Source organism: Haloarcula salinisoli (assembly GCF_019599405.1).
GTDB classification, from domain to species: Archaea; Halobacteriota; Halobacteria; order Halobacteriales; family Haloarculaceae; genus Haloarcula; species Haloarcula salinisoli.
In genome coordinates this window covers 38,409-54,626 of the sequence record NZ_RKLQ01000005.1, presented here as the reverse complement: position 1 = coordinate 54,626, position 16,218 = coordinate 38,409, and the positions used below count along the sequence as shown (strand labels likewise).

Below are 16,218 nucleotides of genomic sequence, written 5' to 3'. Positions count from 1 at the left end.
GTTATACCAGCAGGCCTGTGATTCGCTGAATCTTATATATCGGATTCTTTGATTCATTATTACACAGACTTCGAATCGGTTGATTTGGCGACGGTCGGTGAGCCAGTCAGCGAACCGCAATCTGAGCCGCTAGTAGAATATGTAACAGTTTGGGAGACTCTCAGTGTATTCGCCCAGAACGAAGGAATAGTAAATTCGAGGGTCCGCTCTGTGCCATCACCACACCCTATTCCCTTCCATATCTCGAGAGGGATTACTGCTGCTCCCGTTTTGTCTGGTTTAATAACCGAGAACTCAGACGATAGTGTCTGACCGGAAGCATCGTCACCAGGGACATTCGCGTACTGGATGATTCCTGGGGAAGTAGGATGTGGACCAGTGTTTTTGAGGACAATCACTAAATCATGCTTATCTACACCTTCAACTGATTCGCCCCACGTGACCCGCTGGACTTCTACAGAGGTGCCAAGCCGAAGGTGAATCCGTTCATCGTCCTTGCCAGTCTCCTCAGTAAGGTTGATGACGATGGTATTTTCCCCAGAAGTTATCGCCTCAACTTCCGGCGAATCTTCGCTGTACTCATTGTTGGCCCCATCAGCGAGGGTGAGTGTAGCCTTATCCTGTTTGGGAAATGCTAATGTGTACTCATTGCCCCGTGCATCCAACAAATCTAGAGTGACGATATCCGCCGAGTTCTGGAGCTCTAATTCCAAGGATAACTCCAGACCATCAACCACGAAGCTACTGTCAGTGATATACTCTGACTGCTCTTCTGGCGGGACCCAGCCTTCTGTACCGGACTGTCTACCAGCACTGTCTCCGCTAGATGGGGATGCTGGAGACCCTGAGGACGAGGAATTGGAACACCCCGCCAGTGCGGTAAGGCCACCGCCGAGGAGGGTCAGCGCTGTTCGTCGGTCGATACGGTCGCTGTATGAGTGTGGGTTCTGTGTCATGGTTCGTACCAGCCGAGAAATTTCCCTCTGGTGAGGATGTCAAAGCCGTACAGCAGCAGATACAGCGGCAGGAACACCAGCCCAGTAATCACGATGAAATCGATAATCTCGCGAATGGCGGGCAGATTCGCGGTGTCGATGAACGACCCGTTCGTCGCCAGCGTTGGATACGTCCGGGACTGATTCCACCACGGAGCAGGCGGCTCGTATCGCAGTCTCCCTCTCCGTACCCCGGATTGATCCAGTTCGACGACCACAGTCCCATCATCGGCCGGCCGTAACTGCCGGGTAACACGCGTCTCCTCAGTCGTGAGGATAATCCGCCCCTGTTCGAGCGGCGCACCTGCTCTTGGGCGTGCTGACACCCGCAGTCGAGTTCCGGCGTCACTCGTGTTCAGTACCTCCGCGGTGAGGTTCACTTCGTGGGCAGTGGGCGGATCAGCGGTGTTCACCGAGACATTCACTGACCGACCACGGACGAGACCATAGACGGTGAACTCGCCGGCGCCACGAAGCGACCGGGAACTATGGAGCGTGAATCGGTTTGAAGTCGTCGAGTTGCCCGCTCGGTCTAACTCGATTTCCGGTGGGAGCGGCGGCTGGGGTGCCATCGTTGCCTCTGGATATGTGAGGTCGACGGGCACGTCACGGGAGTTCGTCGACGCAGTATCCGTTGCGTCGAGCCACTCGTAGGTGAGTTCCGGACCCGCAGTCACCGGCACCGCATGCACTTCGTAGGGGGCAATCGGCTGCCATTCCGGCGCGACGGCGCCAGGTTGCGTAGCCGTCGTCTCCCACTCGGTCCACCCATCGCCGTTGCGGGTGTAGTAGGACCACTGGCTGTGGGCACGCAGTCCGTTGTCGAACTGCACTCGCTGCCACAGTCCAGGCAGAGACAGGGTCAGCGCGCTCTCGTTACGAGTTGGTCCAGTCTCGTTATGCCAGGCCAGTTGGCCTGACACCCCGAGTCCGGAGAGTTCCTGGACTCGGACCGTTTCCGAGTCAGTCACCGTCATCGTGTACGACCGAACTTCGTTGTCGGCGGGTTGTACGATCCCCGTGAGTGTCAGCCGGACCGTCAGATTCGTTGTACCCGATAGGCCACGGAACTGGAGTTCGGGTGTCAACGACGACGAGGTGTCCACGACAGTCCCGTTGGCCAGTAATACGACCTGACCACCAAGACTGGTGAGATTCGCCCCGACTGGACTCGTTGTGGAATTGAGCAGCCGGTCATTGATGCGGAAATTCGACACCGCCCGGGCGGTGCCGTTTGGACTTCCGTAGCGCTGCGTGCCCGCTCGGGAATGGACAACGGTCGAGGGCGTAATCGAGAAAATCTCGATATAGACCTCACTGAACAGGGGCCCGTCGATTTCTGTCGAGGACTGCAACCGACAGCACGACTCCCAACTCACGTGTGATGGCCGGGCAGAGAAATTGATCCCGCCGGTGGTGTAGCCCTCGACATATCGGTCGTTCCAGGACGTCACGTTCGGTGGGCGTGAGTGGGCACTCTCGGTGCGATTAGCAGCCGGCTGTTGGGCTGCTCGGAGCGTCGGTGTTCCGTTCGCTGTCCGATTCTCCGCTTGCTGCTGGACGGTGGGCGATACTCGCTCAGTCTGTAGTCCCACTCCCGAAGCAACGACTGTCGGCGTCGTCACTACCAGACAGACCAACACCGGCACCAACACCCGGAGTGGAACAGACATACGTGCTTATGATTAGCTGAGTGGTTTCACGCAGTCGCTGAACTGGACACTCGCTGCACTAGCGAATTTGTCAATGAGTTCTGGCGAGACAATCGCCAGGAGAATTACCCCAAAGCCAGTCATCGACAGAATGAGGTCCTTGCGGGCCTCATTTTGCTGGTTGGGATTACCCGACGCTCGCATATACGAGAGTCCAGAGCGACCGACGTAGAACATCGTCGCTGGGAGTCCAAGCCCGACAAGGGCCCCGAACGTGACATCGAGGAGCCCCTCGACGCTGGTCCCACAGTAGGTATCTCCAATCGTTGTTTGGGCCATCGCAGTCCCGCTAAACAGGAACAGGGTTAACGAGAACTGGACTGCCCGCCGGAATGTGGGGTTCGCGGCCGCCTGGGATGCTCGTAGCTTGGCGTGTGAAGCGAGTTTACGAAGTGTGGTCGTGGACGACGCGTTCGAATCGGGAGTGCTGTTGCTCATAGATGTCTCTTATCAGGTGGTAGTTGCTCGCAACGCGATGCGGTCGAGGTCACGCCCGGCCAGATGCCGTGATTCAGTATGTTCGGTATCTTACTATAGCGTCATCATCTCGCTCGCATCACCTGTGGTCGGGTACTTCGTTTCATCCTAAAAAGTTTGGTGAAAATCTGCAAGGTGGCCTATATATTACGTAGTAATATAGAGCTCAGCCCCTTAGCAGCTCCAACCACCCTCGTAAATTATTTTGGTACTAACATTGCAATCTGTATATATTGAAAAGTAGATATTTTTGATAGAATCCAACCCCAAATATAAGCATGGAAATGAAAGTTCGACTTCAGTTAGCCTTGTATATAAAGCAAAGATGTTAATCGCAATGTCAGAAGGTGCTCCTGTCCCCAGTCGAAGAACTGTCATGGAAGAAGGACCCGGCTCAAGGGCTGTATTTACCCGTTCAGTTCGGCTCACTCTCGAAGGCAAGTGCAAGCTTTTCTCGCATGAACTCTCGTCGGAGTTCGCGGCGACGATCCTCTGAGAGGTAATCTTCCCAGACCACGCTTGCAGAGGCACTCCCCTGTTCCTCAGCGACCTCCTGAATCTGGTGCTCGACCAGCTCTTCGACAGTGGAAGAATACCGGTCGTACCAGAACCGCCGGGCCATCTGGGGGACCGGCCGACGGCCATCGATCATTGCTGGGAGCGCAGCTCGTTCGGCGAGCTCGTCGAACCAGTTGCGGATGGTTCCGCCGGTTCGGTGACCACTCGACGACCGGGGCGACGGAAACAGGTACCCGCTCCAGTCTTCGTTATCAGAAAACTGTGCGGTTCGAGTTTCGACGACGTCCTGGCCGTAGATGAGGGCGACCGACCCTGGACCGTTTTTGCGGCTCTCGAACTCGATGCGGGGTGCATCGTCCTCCAACACGAGTTGGTCGGCATGAAGGGCTGCAACCTCGCCCGACCGGAGCCCCCACCCGCAGAGCGCCACGACGAGTAACTTCTCACGAGTGTCTTCGGCGGCTTCGAACAGAGCTGCGACGTGGTCGGGCCCCAGGGGAGGATTCGACGTCGTCCCGGCGTCGTCTCCGCTCCAGTTGTAGTCGAGTCCGTCGGTGGGATTCAACGCCGCTTCGCGACGGCTGACCAGTGTCGTGTACCAGTCCGAGACGGTGATGTAGATGCGCCGTAACGTCTCTCGGGCAACCTCTTGGTCCAGCTCGTCGAACGTAGCCCAGCAGGCGTCGACAGCTTCGTGCGCAGGTATCGCTGACTCTCTGGCGACCGGCGAGAGGAGGTCATCTGCGTCGTTCACATCGGCGTAGGCACGCACGTACCGCCCGAGACGACTCCGATGTGCGTCGATGGTGGACTCACTCCAGGACTTGCGCTGTTGCTGGCGGTCTAGGTAGCGTTCCAGTGCTTCGACAGTGTCGGCGTGGTCAATCTCCCAGTCGTACCCTTGGGATTCGAGTTCGAGGTCCTGCTTGCAGAATTCCGTGACGGTGGTATCGTGGTGTTCTTGCAGTGTGTAGATGAAGCGGCGGAACCCATTTTCGTTGAGCCATTCGTAGGTCGGCTGCTCGGTCTCGGGGTCGAGTCCGTCGGCCCGCATGGCGGGGGCGACGACGTCCCAGTAGGCGTCGACGAGGCCGTCGCGGTCCAGCAGCGTCCAGGAGGGCTCGTCCTGATTGGTGAGTGAATCTGAATCAGGCGATTTCGGCATATGCAGCGATATAGTTGGTTATAGTATAATTTTGTCGGTCTTTTTGACCATCACAGTCACCACAACCAACAACAGAATATGCGTACCGGGCATGAAATCAGATAAACTTTATGTCGCTATACAGAATCGTAGTAGCGAACCGAGCACAGTTTCGGAGGATAGCCCAGTTTCAGATCGAATTAACATCACTTCGTGGTTCTTCTCACCGACCAGTCCTGATTTGGATCCTTACCGATCGCATCTACTGGGCGGACGTGCGAAATTGCGTAGATTCTGCCGCTCCTGATTAGGGTTGTCACTCCCAAACGGCGGACTCAGGGGGATCAGCCGGTTAGTCGTGTGGAATCAACGACGAGGCAACGAGCTCAACACACTCACCCGCAGTAATCACAGGTGCGTAGTCCATCTCACCTCCCACACTCGCTTTCAGCAGGAAGTCGGTGAGCCGCCAGATATTGTACAAGAGGACCGCGAAAACGAAGTAGAACAAACGAATGCGGTAGTCTTTCGAGGAGGTCTTCGCGAGAAAATCACCTTTGATCGATTTGTACTCACTCTCGATCTGCCACCGGCGGCTGTAGCGCTGACAGAATGTCTCGGCTTCCTCAGGACCGACTCGTAGATTCGTCGCGAAGACGGCCGTTCCCTCCCCACTCGTCGACGGCACGTACAGGAGCCGCATTGGATGCGATCCAGATTCTACATGGATAGAAGCCGACTCAACAGCCACCTCTTGGTCGTCTCCCTCCATTTGTTCGAGCACATCCCGTTCGGAGCTTGAGACTCGCTTCGGAATGAGGTAGTTCACATCGAGGTTTGAGAGTGTCTGGAACACTTGTATCGAGTCAAACTCTCGATCACACAGCACCGTCTCGATCGGAACTTGTTCTTTCGCTCGTCGAACGAGCCGTCGCACAGTACGATGGATCTGATTCGACGGGTTCTCATCCCACTCGGAACTCTCACGGACCGGCTCAACCGCCAGAACGAGCGGGATGTTCTGCCCGATGATCGAGAGGGTTGCGAATTTGAATGCTCGACCGTCTCTGTCCTTGGTCCCGCTGACCATCGGCATTCCTTCGACCTCTCCGTAATAGGGAATAGTCGTGATATCGATTGCAGCGGTGACCGGCCTTCGAAAGGATGCTTCCGAGGCGATCACGGAGAGCAAGCGATCCGTTGTCTCGTTGAATCCGTTCACGAGTTCTTCGGGATCGAACTGCTTGACGGCGCGGAGGTGGGTATCACCATGGGGGCTGTACTCTTCGCCATGGCGATATTGGAAGCGAGTCGCTCCCTGCGCAGTTCCACAGTGGACCATCCCCATGAACGTCTGTAGCTCAAAGAATTGTGTGTCCTCGTACGAGGCGTTCGACGCCCGACCAGAGTCGAAGTGACCGAAGGCGTGATCACGCGCGAGGCGCGTTGTCTGGATGATCTCCTCCTGTGAGAAGGATTTGTCTTCTACTGGATCTGCGGCTTCTTGCTCATCGTCGACGATCTCTGCCTTAGGCCGCACCTCCGGCGCTGAGATGTCGCGATCGTGGACTTCCTTGATGACGTAGTGGGCGGCTGTGGTGACGAACTCCCGGGTCGCCTCGTCGAACCGGTTACGCCAGGTCCGCGAGAGCACCGATTCGTCGGGGATTTTCTCCAAGTCGAAGACAACTGCGAGTTCGGGATACTGGGCGAGCGAACGGTAGCTTTCGCCAGTGAGTTCGCGGTAGAGTAACAAGCGTACCATCCCCTCGAACGAGTGCGGTGCTGGATGCCACTCTGGGTAGCCGTCATTGAGCGAATCGAACGGCCCCTCCAGAGTTCGAAGAGCCGTGCAGAGGGACTGATCGGCTTTGAGTGCCTCTGTGAGTGTCAACCCGACAAGGTAGGCGTCGGTCAATCGGTGCTCCTGAGAAGTCATGTGAGCTATCCCATCAGCCAGTCACACAAGCGGCGCGATCCCATCCTCTTTGCGCAGGAACCGCTGCTGTTGAATCGGTCAGCACAAACAAGTACTCTGTAAGTCTCGCAGCTACGCTTCGTTCACTCATAGCTAACACCTTCATTGATGATGACTCAATCATCCTGCTCGACGTTGAGGGTGAGAAACTGGTCGGGAGATTCTGGAATCAACTATGCTGAGATAACTCGTGTGAGGACAACCAGCTTCTCAAGAAGAGGCGCGGCGTGAGTGGGAAAACTGGCATCTATAGCCCGTTAAATCGGTTTACAGAGTGCCATCTATCCAAACTGCACCGATTTTCTGATTCCGAATACCAACCGTATGCAATCGAAAAACCCCTCCTAAAGCGATCAGGCAGAGTTTCAGTCTGCAGTTTGGGTGCTAGTGGATGGTGTCACTCCTGGAAGCTCGGGGATGGATAGATCCACCCGGCGGAGCAGTTGCGCGTTGATGGCGACGATTACTGTACTCAACGACATCAGAAGCGCACCCACAGCGGGAGACAGCAGAATCCCGATCGGTGCCAACACGCCTGCTGCGAGCGGAATCGCGAACACGTTGTAGCCGGCGGCCCAGACGATGTTCTCCTGCATCTTCCGGTAGCTCGCCTTACTGAGTTTCACGAGTCGCACTACATCCATCGGGTTGTTCTGCACGAGAATGACATCCGCCGACTGGACGGCGACGTCGGTGCCGCTCCCGATGGCGATCCCGACGTCGGCTCGCGTCAGCGCCGGCGCATCGTTTACACCGTCACCAACCATCCCCACGAGCTTCCCCTGGTCTTGGAGTTCCTGGACTTTCTCGTCTTTGTCTTCGGGGAGGACCTCGGCGAACACCGTGTCGATGCCCAGTTCGTCAGCGACAGCGTTGGCGACGTCCTGGGAGTCGCCAGTCAGCATCGCCACTTCGATTCCCAGATCGTGGAGGGCGTCGACGACGCGGAAACTCTCTTCACGGATTACGTCGGCCATCGCGAACGCGGCGATCAACTCACTGTCACGAACGAGATACACCACCGTTTGAGCGTTCTGTCCCGCCTCGTCAGCGAAGCGCTGGAGATGGGCGGGGATCTCGCTATCGAGCTGGGTCAACAGGTTCGGCCCACCGACGTACACCTCGTTTCCATCGACGTTTGCGCGAACCCCTCGCCCTTTGATCGCCTCGAAGGCGGTCGCGTCGGGAGTAGTTAGGTCTCGCTCGTCGGCGGCCTCGCGAATCGCTCGCGCGATCATGTGTTCGGAGTCACTCTCGACGGCTGCCGCCAGCCCGAGCGCGTCGTCCTCGTCGACGCCGTTGACGGTCGCCATATCCACGACGCCGTGTTCGCCCTCGGTAAGCGTCCCTGTCTTGTCGAAGATGATCGCGTCCAGATTCCGTGCGTCTTCCATCGCGATGCGGTCGCGAACGAGCATCCCGTTGCGAGCGGCGAGCGACGTGTTGATCGCGACGACCAGCGGAATGGCGAGCCCGAGGGCGTGCGGGCAGGCGATGACGAGCACCGTCACGACTCGCTCGATGACGGTCGCGTCGAACGAGACCGCGACGGTCCACGCAATCGCCGTCACGACTGCCGCCCCGAGCGCGACGTAGAACAGCCAGCCTGCCGCCCGGTCGGCCAGTACCTGCGTCTTGGACTTGCTCTGCTGGGCTTCCTCGACGAGACGCATGATGCCCGCCAGCGTCGTCTCCTCGCCCGTCGCGCCAACACGGACGCGGAGACTACCATCGCCGTTGATGGTGCCGCCGATGACCTCGTCGCCAGGCTCCTTCGAGACGGGCTTGGACTCGCCAGTGATCATCGACTCGTTGACGTCCGAATCACCTTCCTCGACGGTGCCGTCAGCAGGGACACTTGCGCCCGGCCGGACGAGCACGAGATCGCCTTCCGAGAGCTCCCTGACGGGAACCTCCTCGGTTTCTCCGTCGTCGGTAATACGCTCGGCGGTGTCTGGCATCAGTTTCGCCAGTTCGTCGACCGCGCTGGAGGCCCGCCGGACCGACCGCATCTCGATCCAGTGGCCCAGCAGCATGATGTCGATCAGCGTGACGAGCTCCCAGAAAAACGCAGACTGCGTCGGGAAGACCACGCTCGCGAGACTGTAGACGAACGCGACGGTGATCGCCATCGAGATCAACGTCATCATCCCCGGCGACCGGTCTTTCAGCTCCGGCACCGCCATCTGGAGGAACGGCATCCCACCGTACGCGAAGACGATGACCGCGAAGACGGGGTTGATCCACTCGCTGCCCGGGAACGCGGGGACGGAGAACCCGAGCCACTCCTGCAGCATTTCGCTGTATAGCAGGACTGGGATCGACAGGAGCGTCGAGACGAAGAAGCGCCGGCGGAACATCTGCTCGTGGCCCTCGTGCATCCCGCCATGCCCCTCACCGTGGCCCTCATGGGAACCGTGGTCGTGTCCTTCGCCCTCGTGTCCAGCGTGCTCGTGCTGCTCGTCGAGCACCGTCTCACTCTCCGCAGCAGGGTGTGCCTCTTCTTCCAGTAGCTCCTGTTCTACCCGCTGCTCGTCCGACTCGGCGTCCGATTCATCCTGCTCGCCGTGTTCGTGCTGGTGACTGCTGTCGTCCTGCTGGTGTTCCCCTCCAGGGGGATTCTCATTTGTATCTTTGTGGTCGTCCATAGCCCATATTCTCTGTAGAGGTGGATCCGCTGGCCCCCTGAATCTTCCCCACTGAAACTGTACAGCAGGACCAGCGTAGCGAAGCTTCAAAGACAACGGTTGGCCGTTGTCTCGGAGTGGTCCGCGCGATTCTCAGGCGTAAGCGGTGTACCCGGCGTCTTCGACGGCCTCCACGAGAGCTGTGACATTTGCCTCACCATCGACGCTCGCCTGTTCGCTCTCCCTGTCGACGGTCACGTCAGTCACGCCGGATACCTCTTCGAGGGCCTCTTCGACCGTCTGCTCACAGTGACCGCACGTCATGCCTTCCACGATGATCGTCGTCGTCATACAGGGATACACACGGCCTCCTCTCTTTAGCGGATTTCCCCTTCGATCATACTGATATCGTGGGGCTCAAACTTTAGATTCAAAGTGATACCTGCGGCCGTAACGAACTAGACATCGGATGCGCCAGGTGTCAATAGCGAGGTGGCTCAAGTATCGTTGTGACGCTCTCTGTACGTCTTCGCCGCTAAAAAGACATAGAGTGCGCCGATAGCCCGAATGCCCAAGCGGAATCGCTCGTTCCATTCTATCGACTCTGGACGCTCGTACAGGAACGCGGTGGCAAATCTCTGATACAGGTCGGGAAATAAGAGGACTATCGCACCGAACACGCCGGTAAGATTCATCAGCAATGCGTATGCTCGCCCGTTAAAGAGTGAAAGCGCAGCTATCAGAACACCCTCCGACCGGACTGCTGGACGTATCCACCCTCTCACTGTTCCCTCGTCTGGATTCGAAATGGCGAGTTTCTCGAAGAGCTCGACGATTTCGTCCGGGAACAGCGCTGAGATAGCGCCGAGGACACCGACGAGTGTTCGAATCATACGATATGGTACGACCGATATGGATATAACTCCCACTGCGACGCTACACTATCGAGAACGAGGGGAGTCCGAACAGTAGCGGCTTCGAACCGGGCACGACGCGCAGAGGCCGCTTGTCGAATGGGCGTCCTGAATCCTTATGGATTCGGGGCATACAGGGCGTAGAGGATAGACAGCATCCCGGCTGCGGTGACGAGTGCTGCGACGAATCCTGCTTCGAAGATCGACACCTGGAGGAGTTCGAAGAGGACGCCTTCAAGGAGGCCGCCAAGCCCGACCAATGCGAAGCCGGCGGCGACGTACAGGAGTAACTGCGTGTGATGTCGTTGGTACCCGCGATAGGCCTGATATGCGATGACCAGTGCTAACGCGGTCGTGAACAGTTTGCCGATGACGAATAGCGTGTGGTCCATGATTCAGTCTCCCCGCATTTCCTCGAAGATGGTCGTAATCCGGTCGGCGGGGTCAGGCTGGATGTCGATGTTGACGTCGAAGCCCTCCGCCTGCAGGAGGATTTCGATGCGTTCGAGGCGCGCCTCATACTCGCTGTAGTGCCGTCCCCCGGGGTCGACGTGCGTATACTCCTCGAGGAGGCCCTGCTCGACGAGGCGGGTGACACGGCGCGAGACGGTCGGGCGTGACATGTCACATTCCTCGCTGAGCTCCTTCGCAGACAGGCGGTCGGTCTTCGTCGCCACGAGGATGTCGCGGGCGTACTCGTCGTCGAGTGTCGCGAAGATTTCCGACGGGTCGGCCTCCTCAGTCACACGTCTCTACTCGCGACAGGAGCGTAATATAGCCCGCCGATTTTCTGACCCAGAACGCCGGCTCGCCGTTATATCGTCTCTGCCTCCGTACTGATAGTTGAAGGTGCAATAACTATGTCCACACTCGACTCCGGCATGAATCAGCTCGAGAGCAGAGTCGGCGGTCTGACCGTCGGCGGGAAAGTTCACAGTCTCAGTGCGTGGTTCGTGCTCGCGCTCCGTCTCATGATGGGCTACGCGTTCGCGTACTCCGGGTTCACGAAGATCACCGGCGAGTTCGCCGCGGGCGGTTACCTCACGAACGTCGCGGCGACGAACGGCAACCCGCTCGCGGGGATGTTCGCGTGGATGGGGAGTACGCCGTGGTTCGTCGAGTTCGCGAACGTGGCCGTCCCGTGGGGCGAGCTGTTCATCGGCCTCGGCCTGCTCGTCGGCGCGTTCGTCCGCCTCGCGGCGTTCTTCGGCGCGCTCATGATGCTCATGTTCTACTTCGGGAACTGGGACATGAGCCACGGGTTCATCAACGGGGACTTCGCGTACATGCTCGTGTTCCTCGCGGTCGCCGCGTTCGCCGCGGGCCGCATCCTGGGCCTCGACCAGTACATCGAGAACTACGACGTCGGTGGCGAGACGCTCGTTGAGCGCTACCCCGCCCTCGAATACATCCTCGGCTAACCACGCCGAACTCTCTTCAGGAGTACAATAATGCAAAATCCAATTCAAGCACGCGGGATTCGTTCTCTGGGACTCATCGTCATCGGAGCACTGACGCTAGCCGTCATCATTGGAATGACTCTGACGCACGCTGCTGTTCCAGATACAGTGATGTGGGACTGGCATGACGGGATGTGGAATGATGGTCACATGGCCGGGTGGGGAATATGGAGCTGGGGGATGATGTTGATCGGTTTGCTGTGGATGGCACTTCTGATCGCCCTTCCCGTCTACATCGTCTACTGGCTGACAACGCGGTCGCCATCGGACGGCCCCACCGAGGATAGCGCACTCGCTGTCCTCCAGGAACGGTACGCTCGCGGCGAAATCGACGACGAGGAGTTCGAACGCCGGCGCGCCCGACTCACGCCTGACGGCGGCCGTTACTGACTGTTCTTCCCCTATTCGTCGACTTCCGTCTTCACGACGGTCGCTGGGCGGGTCGTCAATCGAAGGACGCGGTCGGTCACGCTTCCGAGCAAGGCCCGGTATTCTTCCGGCCGGTGTTTCGTTCCAAGTACAAGTAGATCCATATCTTCGACATCAGCATACCGTACAATCGTCTCAGCCGGTCGGCCGTGCTCAATTGCTTTGACAACATTGACACCGACCTCCTTCGCTTTATATTGGATGTCTGCGATTGTTTCCGTTCCAAGTTCTTCGAGGCCATGTTCTGGGCCCTCGGCTTCATCAACGTACTCGTCACCGCTGTATGCTGTTACGACGTCCTCATCGACTACATACAGAACATGAAGATCGGCATTATGGGCCTCTGCTAGCGCGATAGCATGGGATTCAGCTTCCTCAGAAGCAACTGTCCCGTCAGTCGAGAGCAAAACCGTATCGTACATTTCTCTTTACTTATTGAGACTAGATTATAAAAGCCAGCGCTCTTGGATAGTGGCGTAGCTGGTAACACTTTTTGTAACTTCACAAAGTTTGGAGATTGTCGTCTCTCAGGGTTGAAGAGTGGAGGATTTCTATGACGACCAGCTGATGCTAAGCTATTTCCTGTTATGAGTCGTACTGATTAGCATGGGTACCAGACCAACTGACCTCCGGATGGACATTGGTCGTATTGCTGATGAGTCGGTCGCCCGTGTCACGCCTGACGCCACGGTTGCCGAGATCGCTCACACGATGATCTCCCAATCGCGGTGTGCCAGGTACGTGGTCGTCGAAGAATCCGATCAGATCTCTGGTATCATCACCGACCGAGACCTGATTGCTAACCTGCTCACCGAGGAAAGCGAGTTAAGTGTGCTCACAGCCGAGACTAGTGGAGACGACGTACGAGCTGCTGACGTGATGACGCGTGACCCACTTACTGTGCCAGCAGATGCTGAGATTCCAAAAGTCCTGAGACAAATGAACGAAGCGGGTGCTCGACACGTCCCGGTTGTTGAAGACGGGAGCGTTATCGGGATGATCACTCTGGACGATTTAATTACGCATGTTGCTGGTGAGAGTGCACACGTTTCAGCTCAGATGGATAACGTAGCGGGCATCATCCGAACAGAGTCTACGCACGATTGAAACGCTAATTTGGACTCAAAGTTATTCGTGTTGCTTGTGCTTCCAGAAATAGAGTCAGTTGAGAGAGATTATCGCGTGAGGAGCCGTCTAAGGACGTAGTGGAGGATGCCGCCGTGTTCGATATAGGTCACGGCGGCCGGCGTGCCGACCTGTGCTGTGACCGGGAACTCGACAGTCGACCCGTCCGCACGCTCGGCGATAACGGTCAGTTCGTCCATCACGTCGAGCCCGTCATCGAGGCCGTGGATCGTGAAGATCTCCGACCCATCCAGACCGAGAGATTCCCACGAGTCGCCATCATCGAACTGCAGGGGGAGCACACCCATGCCGACGAGGTTGTCGCGGTAGATGCGCTCGTAACTCTCGGCGATGGTTGCGCGAACACCGAGTAGGTCCGTTCCTTTCGCCGCCCAGTCCCGGCTGGAGCCGGTACCGAACTCTTCGCCCGCCATCACGACGAGCGGGACTCCCTCCTCGCGGTAGCGCTGGCTGGCTTCGAACACGGTCGTCTGCTCGTCGGTTGGGTGGTGGATCGTATAGCCACCCTCGACATCGTCGAGCATCTCGTTCTCGATGCGGACATTGGCGAACGTTCCCCGCATCATCACCTCGTGGTTGCCCCGGCGCGCGCCGTAGGTGTTGAACTCGTGCGGCTCAACGCCGTTATCGAGCAGCCACTGGCCGGCAGGGAGGTCAGATCCGAAGGGGCCAGCAGGGCTGATGTGGTCGGTCGTAACGGTATCGCCGAGTGTCAGCAGGCAGCGTGTATCCTCAATATCGGCGACGCCGGGTTTCTCGAGGGGGAAGTCTTGGAAGAACGGCGGCTCTCGGATGTATGTCGAGTCGTCGTCCCACTCGTAGACGTCACCTGTGGGCGCGTCGAGAGCAGCCCACCGCTCGTCACCCTCGAACACAGAGGCATACTTCTCCTCGAACATCCCAGGAGAGACGTTCTCGTGGATTGCTGCCTGCACGTCCGCTGCGTCGGGCCAGATGTCCGCCAGATACACCGATCCCCCCTCCTCGTCGGTGCCTAGCGGCTCGTTCTCGAGGTCGACGTCCATCCGCCCTGCGAGGCCGTAGGCGACGACGAGCGGCGGGCTCGCGAGGTAGTTCGCGCGGATCTTCGGGTGAATACGCGCCTCGAAGTTCCGATTCCCGGAGAGGACGCTCGTCGTCCAGAGGTCGTGGTCGTCGATCGCTTGCTCGATGGGATCGGGAAGTGGTCCGGCGTTCCCGATACAAGTAGTACAGCCGTAGCCGACGACCGCGTACCCGAGCTCTTCGAGATACGGAAGCAGGCCCGATTCCTCGAGGTACTGCGTGACGACGCGACTGCCGGGTGCGAGACTCGTCTTGACGTACGGCGGGACATCTAAACCTTTCTCGACGGCGTTCTGGGCAAGCAGACCAGCAGCGATCATCACCGACGGGTTCGAAGTGTTCGTACAGCTCGTGATGGCGCTGACGAGGACGTCTCCGTGTCCAATTTCCACTGTCTCACCGTCGAGGTCGACCTCGACGCGTTTGGTTAACGGGTGCAGTTCCGATTCGGGTTCGACCTGAACACCGCCGTCGGTCTCCGCACCAGCTGCACCACCTTCGCCGAGCCACCGCTGTAGGGCGTCTTCGTCGACATCATCGAGGTCGTCTTCGAACTCCCCGTGGAGAAGTCCCCGGAAGCTCTGTTTCACGTCCCCCATCGGAATCCGGTCCTGTGGCCGCTTGTGTCCGGCGAGACTCGGCTCAACAGTCGAAAGATCGAACTCGACGACCTCGGTGTATTCCGGTTCCTGTTCTCCGAATAGCCCTTGCGCTTCGAGGTACTCGCGAACAAGGTCGATGTGGGCGGGGTCACGCCCGGTGAGTTCGAGATACTCGAGCGTCTGCTCGTCGACCGGGAACATACTGATCGTCGAGCCCTGTTCGGGCGCCATATTGGCGATCGTGGCTCGGTCGGGGACTGTGAGATTCTCCACACCAGGACCGAAGAACTCGACAAACCGGTCGACGACGCCGACCTCGCGGAGCCGTTCGGTGATGTGGAGCACGAGATCCGTCGCTGTCGCGCCCTCGGGTAATTCGCCTTCGAGGCGGACGCCGACGACCTCGGGGAGTTTCATCGTGACCGGCTGACCGAGCATCGCCGCTTCCGCTTCAATGCCGCCGACGCCCCAGCCGACCACACCGATGCCACCGATCATCGGGGTGTGGCTGTCCGTACCGACGAGTGTGTCCGGTAGGAGCCAGTTCTCGCCGTCTCGCTCGCGGGCGTGGACGACCCGGCCCAGATGCTCGAGATTCACCTGGTGGACGATGCCGGTCCCCGGCGGGACGACGTTGAAGTTCTCGAAGGCGTTCTGCGCCCACTTGATCGCGCGATACCGTTCGGCGTTGCGCTCGTACTCCAGTTCGACGTTCTTCTCGTAGGCGTCCTCGGAGTCGAAGTAGTCGACCTGGACGCTGTGGTCGATTACAAGATCAATAGGGATTTCTGGTTCGACCAGGGTTGGGTCCCGATCTTTGCGGTCGACTTCGGATCGAAGGGCCGCCAGGTCGACAACTGCGGGCACGCCAGTGAGATCCTGTAGGACGACTCGTGATGGAGAGAACGGAACCTCTGCGTCCGGTACGTCTGGCTCCCAGCCAGCAGCATTCTTGACGTCCGCTGCAGTAACAGTTTCGCCGTCGGCGTTCCGGAGCACCGACTCAAGCAGAATACGGATGCTCACAGGGAGCGTGTCGAGGTCACAGAGCCCCTGCTCTTCGAGTGCTCGAAGATCGGCCATCTTGTACGTCGTCCCGTCGACGTCGAGCTCGCGGACGGCATCGAACGGAAGTGTATCAGTCATAGTA

At 58.3% G+C, this 16,218-nt stretch carries 15 protein-coding genes; 3 read left to right on the top strand and 12 right to left on the bottom strand.

Going from position 1 to position 16,218, the window contains the following annotated elements:
* Window positions 1-59 precede the first annotated feature (59 nt).
* From EGD98_RS18550 to EGD98_RS18505, 10 genes are all read right to left on the bottom strand, one after another.
* On the bottom strand, window positions 60-956 hold the full coding sequence (locus tag EGD98_RS18550; protein ID WP_220589845.1) for a hypothetical protein: 897 nt from the start codon (window positions 954-956) through the stop codon (window positions 60-62).
* Window positions 953-2,668, bottom strand: a complete 1,716-nt coding sequence (locus EGD98_RS21400) for a DUF8186 domain-containing protein (RefSeq protein ID WP_483867033.1) — start codon at window positions 2,666-2,668, stop codon at window positions 953-955. Before EGD98_RS21400 ends, EGD98_RS18550 begins: the two co-directional genes overlap by 4 nt.
* Window positions 2,669-2,680: 12 nt before the next feature.
* The gene (locus EGD98_RS18540) at window positions 2,681-2,986 is read right to left on the bottom strand and encodes a pilin (protein ID WP_236039627.1); all 306 of its coding nucleotides are present in this window, start codon (window positions 2,984-2,986) and stop codon (window positions 2,681-2,683) included.
* Between the two features lie 613 nt (window positions 2,987-3,599).
* On the bottom strand, window positions 3,600-4,868 hold the full coding sequence (locus EGD98_RS18535; protein WP_220589842.1) for a tyrosine-type recombinase/integrase: 1,269 nt from the start codon (window positions 4,866-4,868) through the stop codon (window positions 3,600-3,602).
* A 331-nt stretch (window positions 4,869-5,199) separates the two neighbouring features.
* Entirely contained in the window at window positions 5,200-6,786 is a 1,587-nt protein-coding gene (locus tag EGD98_RS18530; RefSeq protein ID WP_095638025.1) for a transposase, read from the bottom strand.
* A 404-nt stretch (window positions 6,787-7,190) separates the two neighbouring features.
* Window positions 7,191-9,473 carry a copper-translocating P-type ATPase gene (locus EGD98_RS18525; RefSeq protein ID WP_095638026.1) on the bottom strand — a complete coding sequence of 761 codons (2,283 nt, stop codon included), beginning with the start codon at window positions 9,471-9,473 and terminating at the stop codon, window positions 7,191-7,193.
* Between the two features lie 132 nt (window positions 9,474-9,605).
* A complete protein-coding gene (locus EGD98_RS18520; protein WP_004594582.1) occupies window positions 9,606-9,803 on the bottom strand; it encodes a heavy-metal-associated domain-containing protein in 198 nt (65 codons plus the stop codon).
* Window positions 9,804-9,949: 146 nt separating this feature from the next.
* Window positions 9,950-10,345, bottom strand: coding sequence for a hypothetical protein (locus EGD98_RS18515; RefSeq protein WP_004594583.1), 396 nt, complete (start codon window positions 10,343-10,345; stop codon window positions 9,950-9,952).
* Window positions 10,346-10,482: 137 nt separating this feature from the next.
* Window positions 10,483-10,758 (bottom strand): DUF7521 family protein, encoded by a 276-nt coding sequence (locus EGD98_RS18510; RefSeq protein WP_004594584.1) that lies wholly within the window; start codon window positions 10,756-10,758, stop codon window positions 10,483-10,485.
* Between the two features lie 3 nt (window positions 10,759-10,761).
* Window positions 10,762-11,112 carry an ArsR/SmtB family transcription factor gene (locus EGD98_RS18505; RefSeq protein WP_092817278.1) on the bottom strand — a complete coding sequence of 117 codons (351 nt, stop codon included), beginning with the start codon at window positions 11,110-11,112 and terminating at the stop codon, window positions 10,762-10,764.
* Window positions 11,113-11,226: 114 nt separating this feature from the next.
* Between EGD98_RS18505 and EGD98_RS18500 the strand changes: the two genes are divergently transcribed.
* Both EGD98_RS18500 and EGD98_RS20890 read left to right on the top strand, forming a co-directional pair.
* Window positions 11,227-11,787, top strand: a complete 561-nt coding sequence (locus EGD98_RS18500) for a DoxX family protein (protein ID WP_092817279.1) — start codon at window positions 11,227-11,229, stop codon at window positions 11,785-11,787.
* Window positions 11,788-12,006: 219 nt separating this feature from the next.
* Window positions 12,007-12,216, top strand: a complete 210-nt coding sequence (locus EGD98_RS20890; protein ID WP_236039625.1) for an SHOCT domain-containing protein — start codon at window positions 12,007-12,009, stop codon at window positions 12,214-12,216.
* An 11-nt stretch (window positions 12,217-12,227) separates the two neighbouring features.
* Here the strand turns inward: EGD98_RS20890 and EGD98_RS18490 are convergent, their stop codons facing one another.
* On the bottom strand, window positions 12,228-12,677 hold the full coding sequence (locus tag EGD98_RS18490; RefSeq protein ID WP_095638030.1) for a universal stress protein: 450 nt from the start codon (window positions 12,675-12,677) through the stop codon (window positions 12,228-12,230).
* 184 nt (window positions 12,678-12,861) lie between these two features.
* Here EGD98_RS18490 and EGD98_RS18485 point away from each other — a divergent pair, with 184 nt between their 5' ends.
* Window positions 12,862-13,362, top strand: a complete 501-nt coding sequence (locus tag EGD98_RS18485; RefSeq protein ID WP_004594590.1) for a CBS domain-containing protein — start codon at window positions 12,862-12,864, stop codon at window positions 13,360-13,362.
* Between the two features lie 68 nt (window positions 13,363-13,430).
* Here the strand turns inward: EGD98_RS18485 and acnA are convergent, their stop codons facing one another.
* Window positions 13,431-16,214, bottom strand: coding sequence for an aconitate hydratase AcnA (acnA, locus tag EGD98_RS18480; RefSeq protein WP_220589841.1), 2,784 nt, complete (start codon window positions 16,212-16,214; stop codon window positions 13,431-13,433).
* Window positions 16,215-16,218 lie beyond the last annotated feature (4 nt).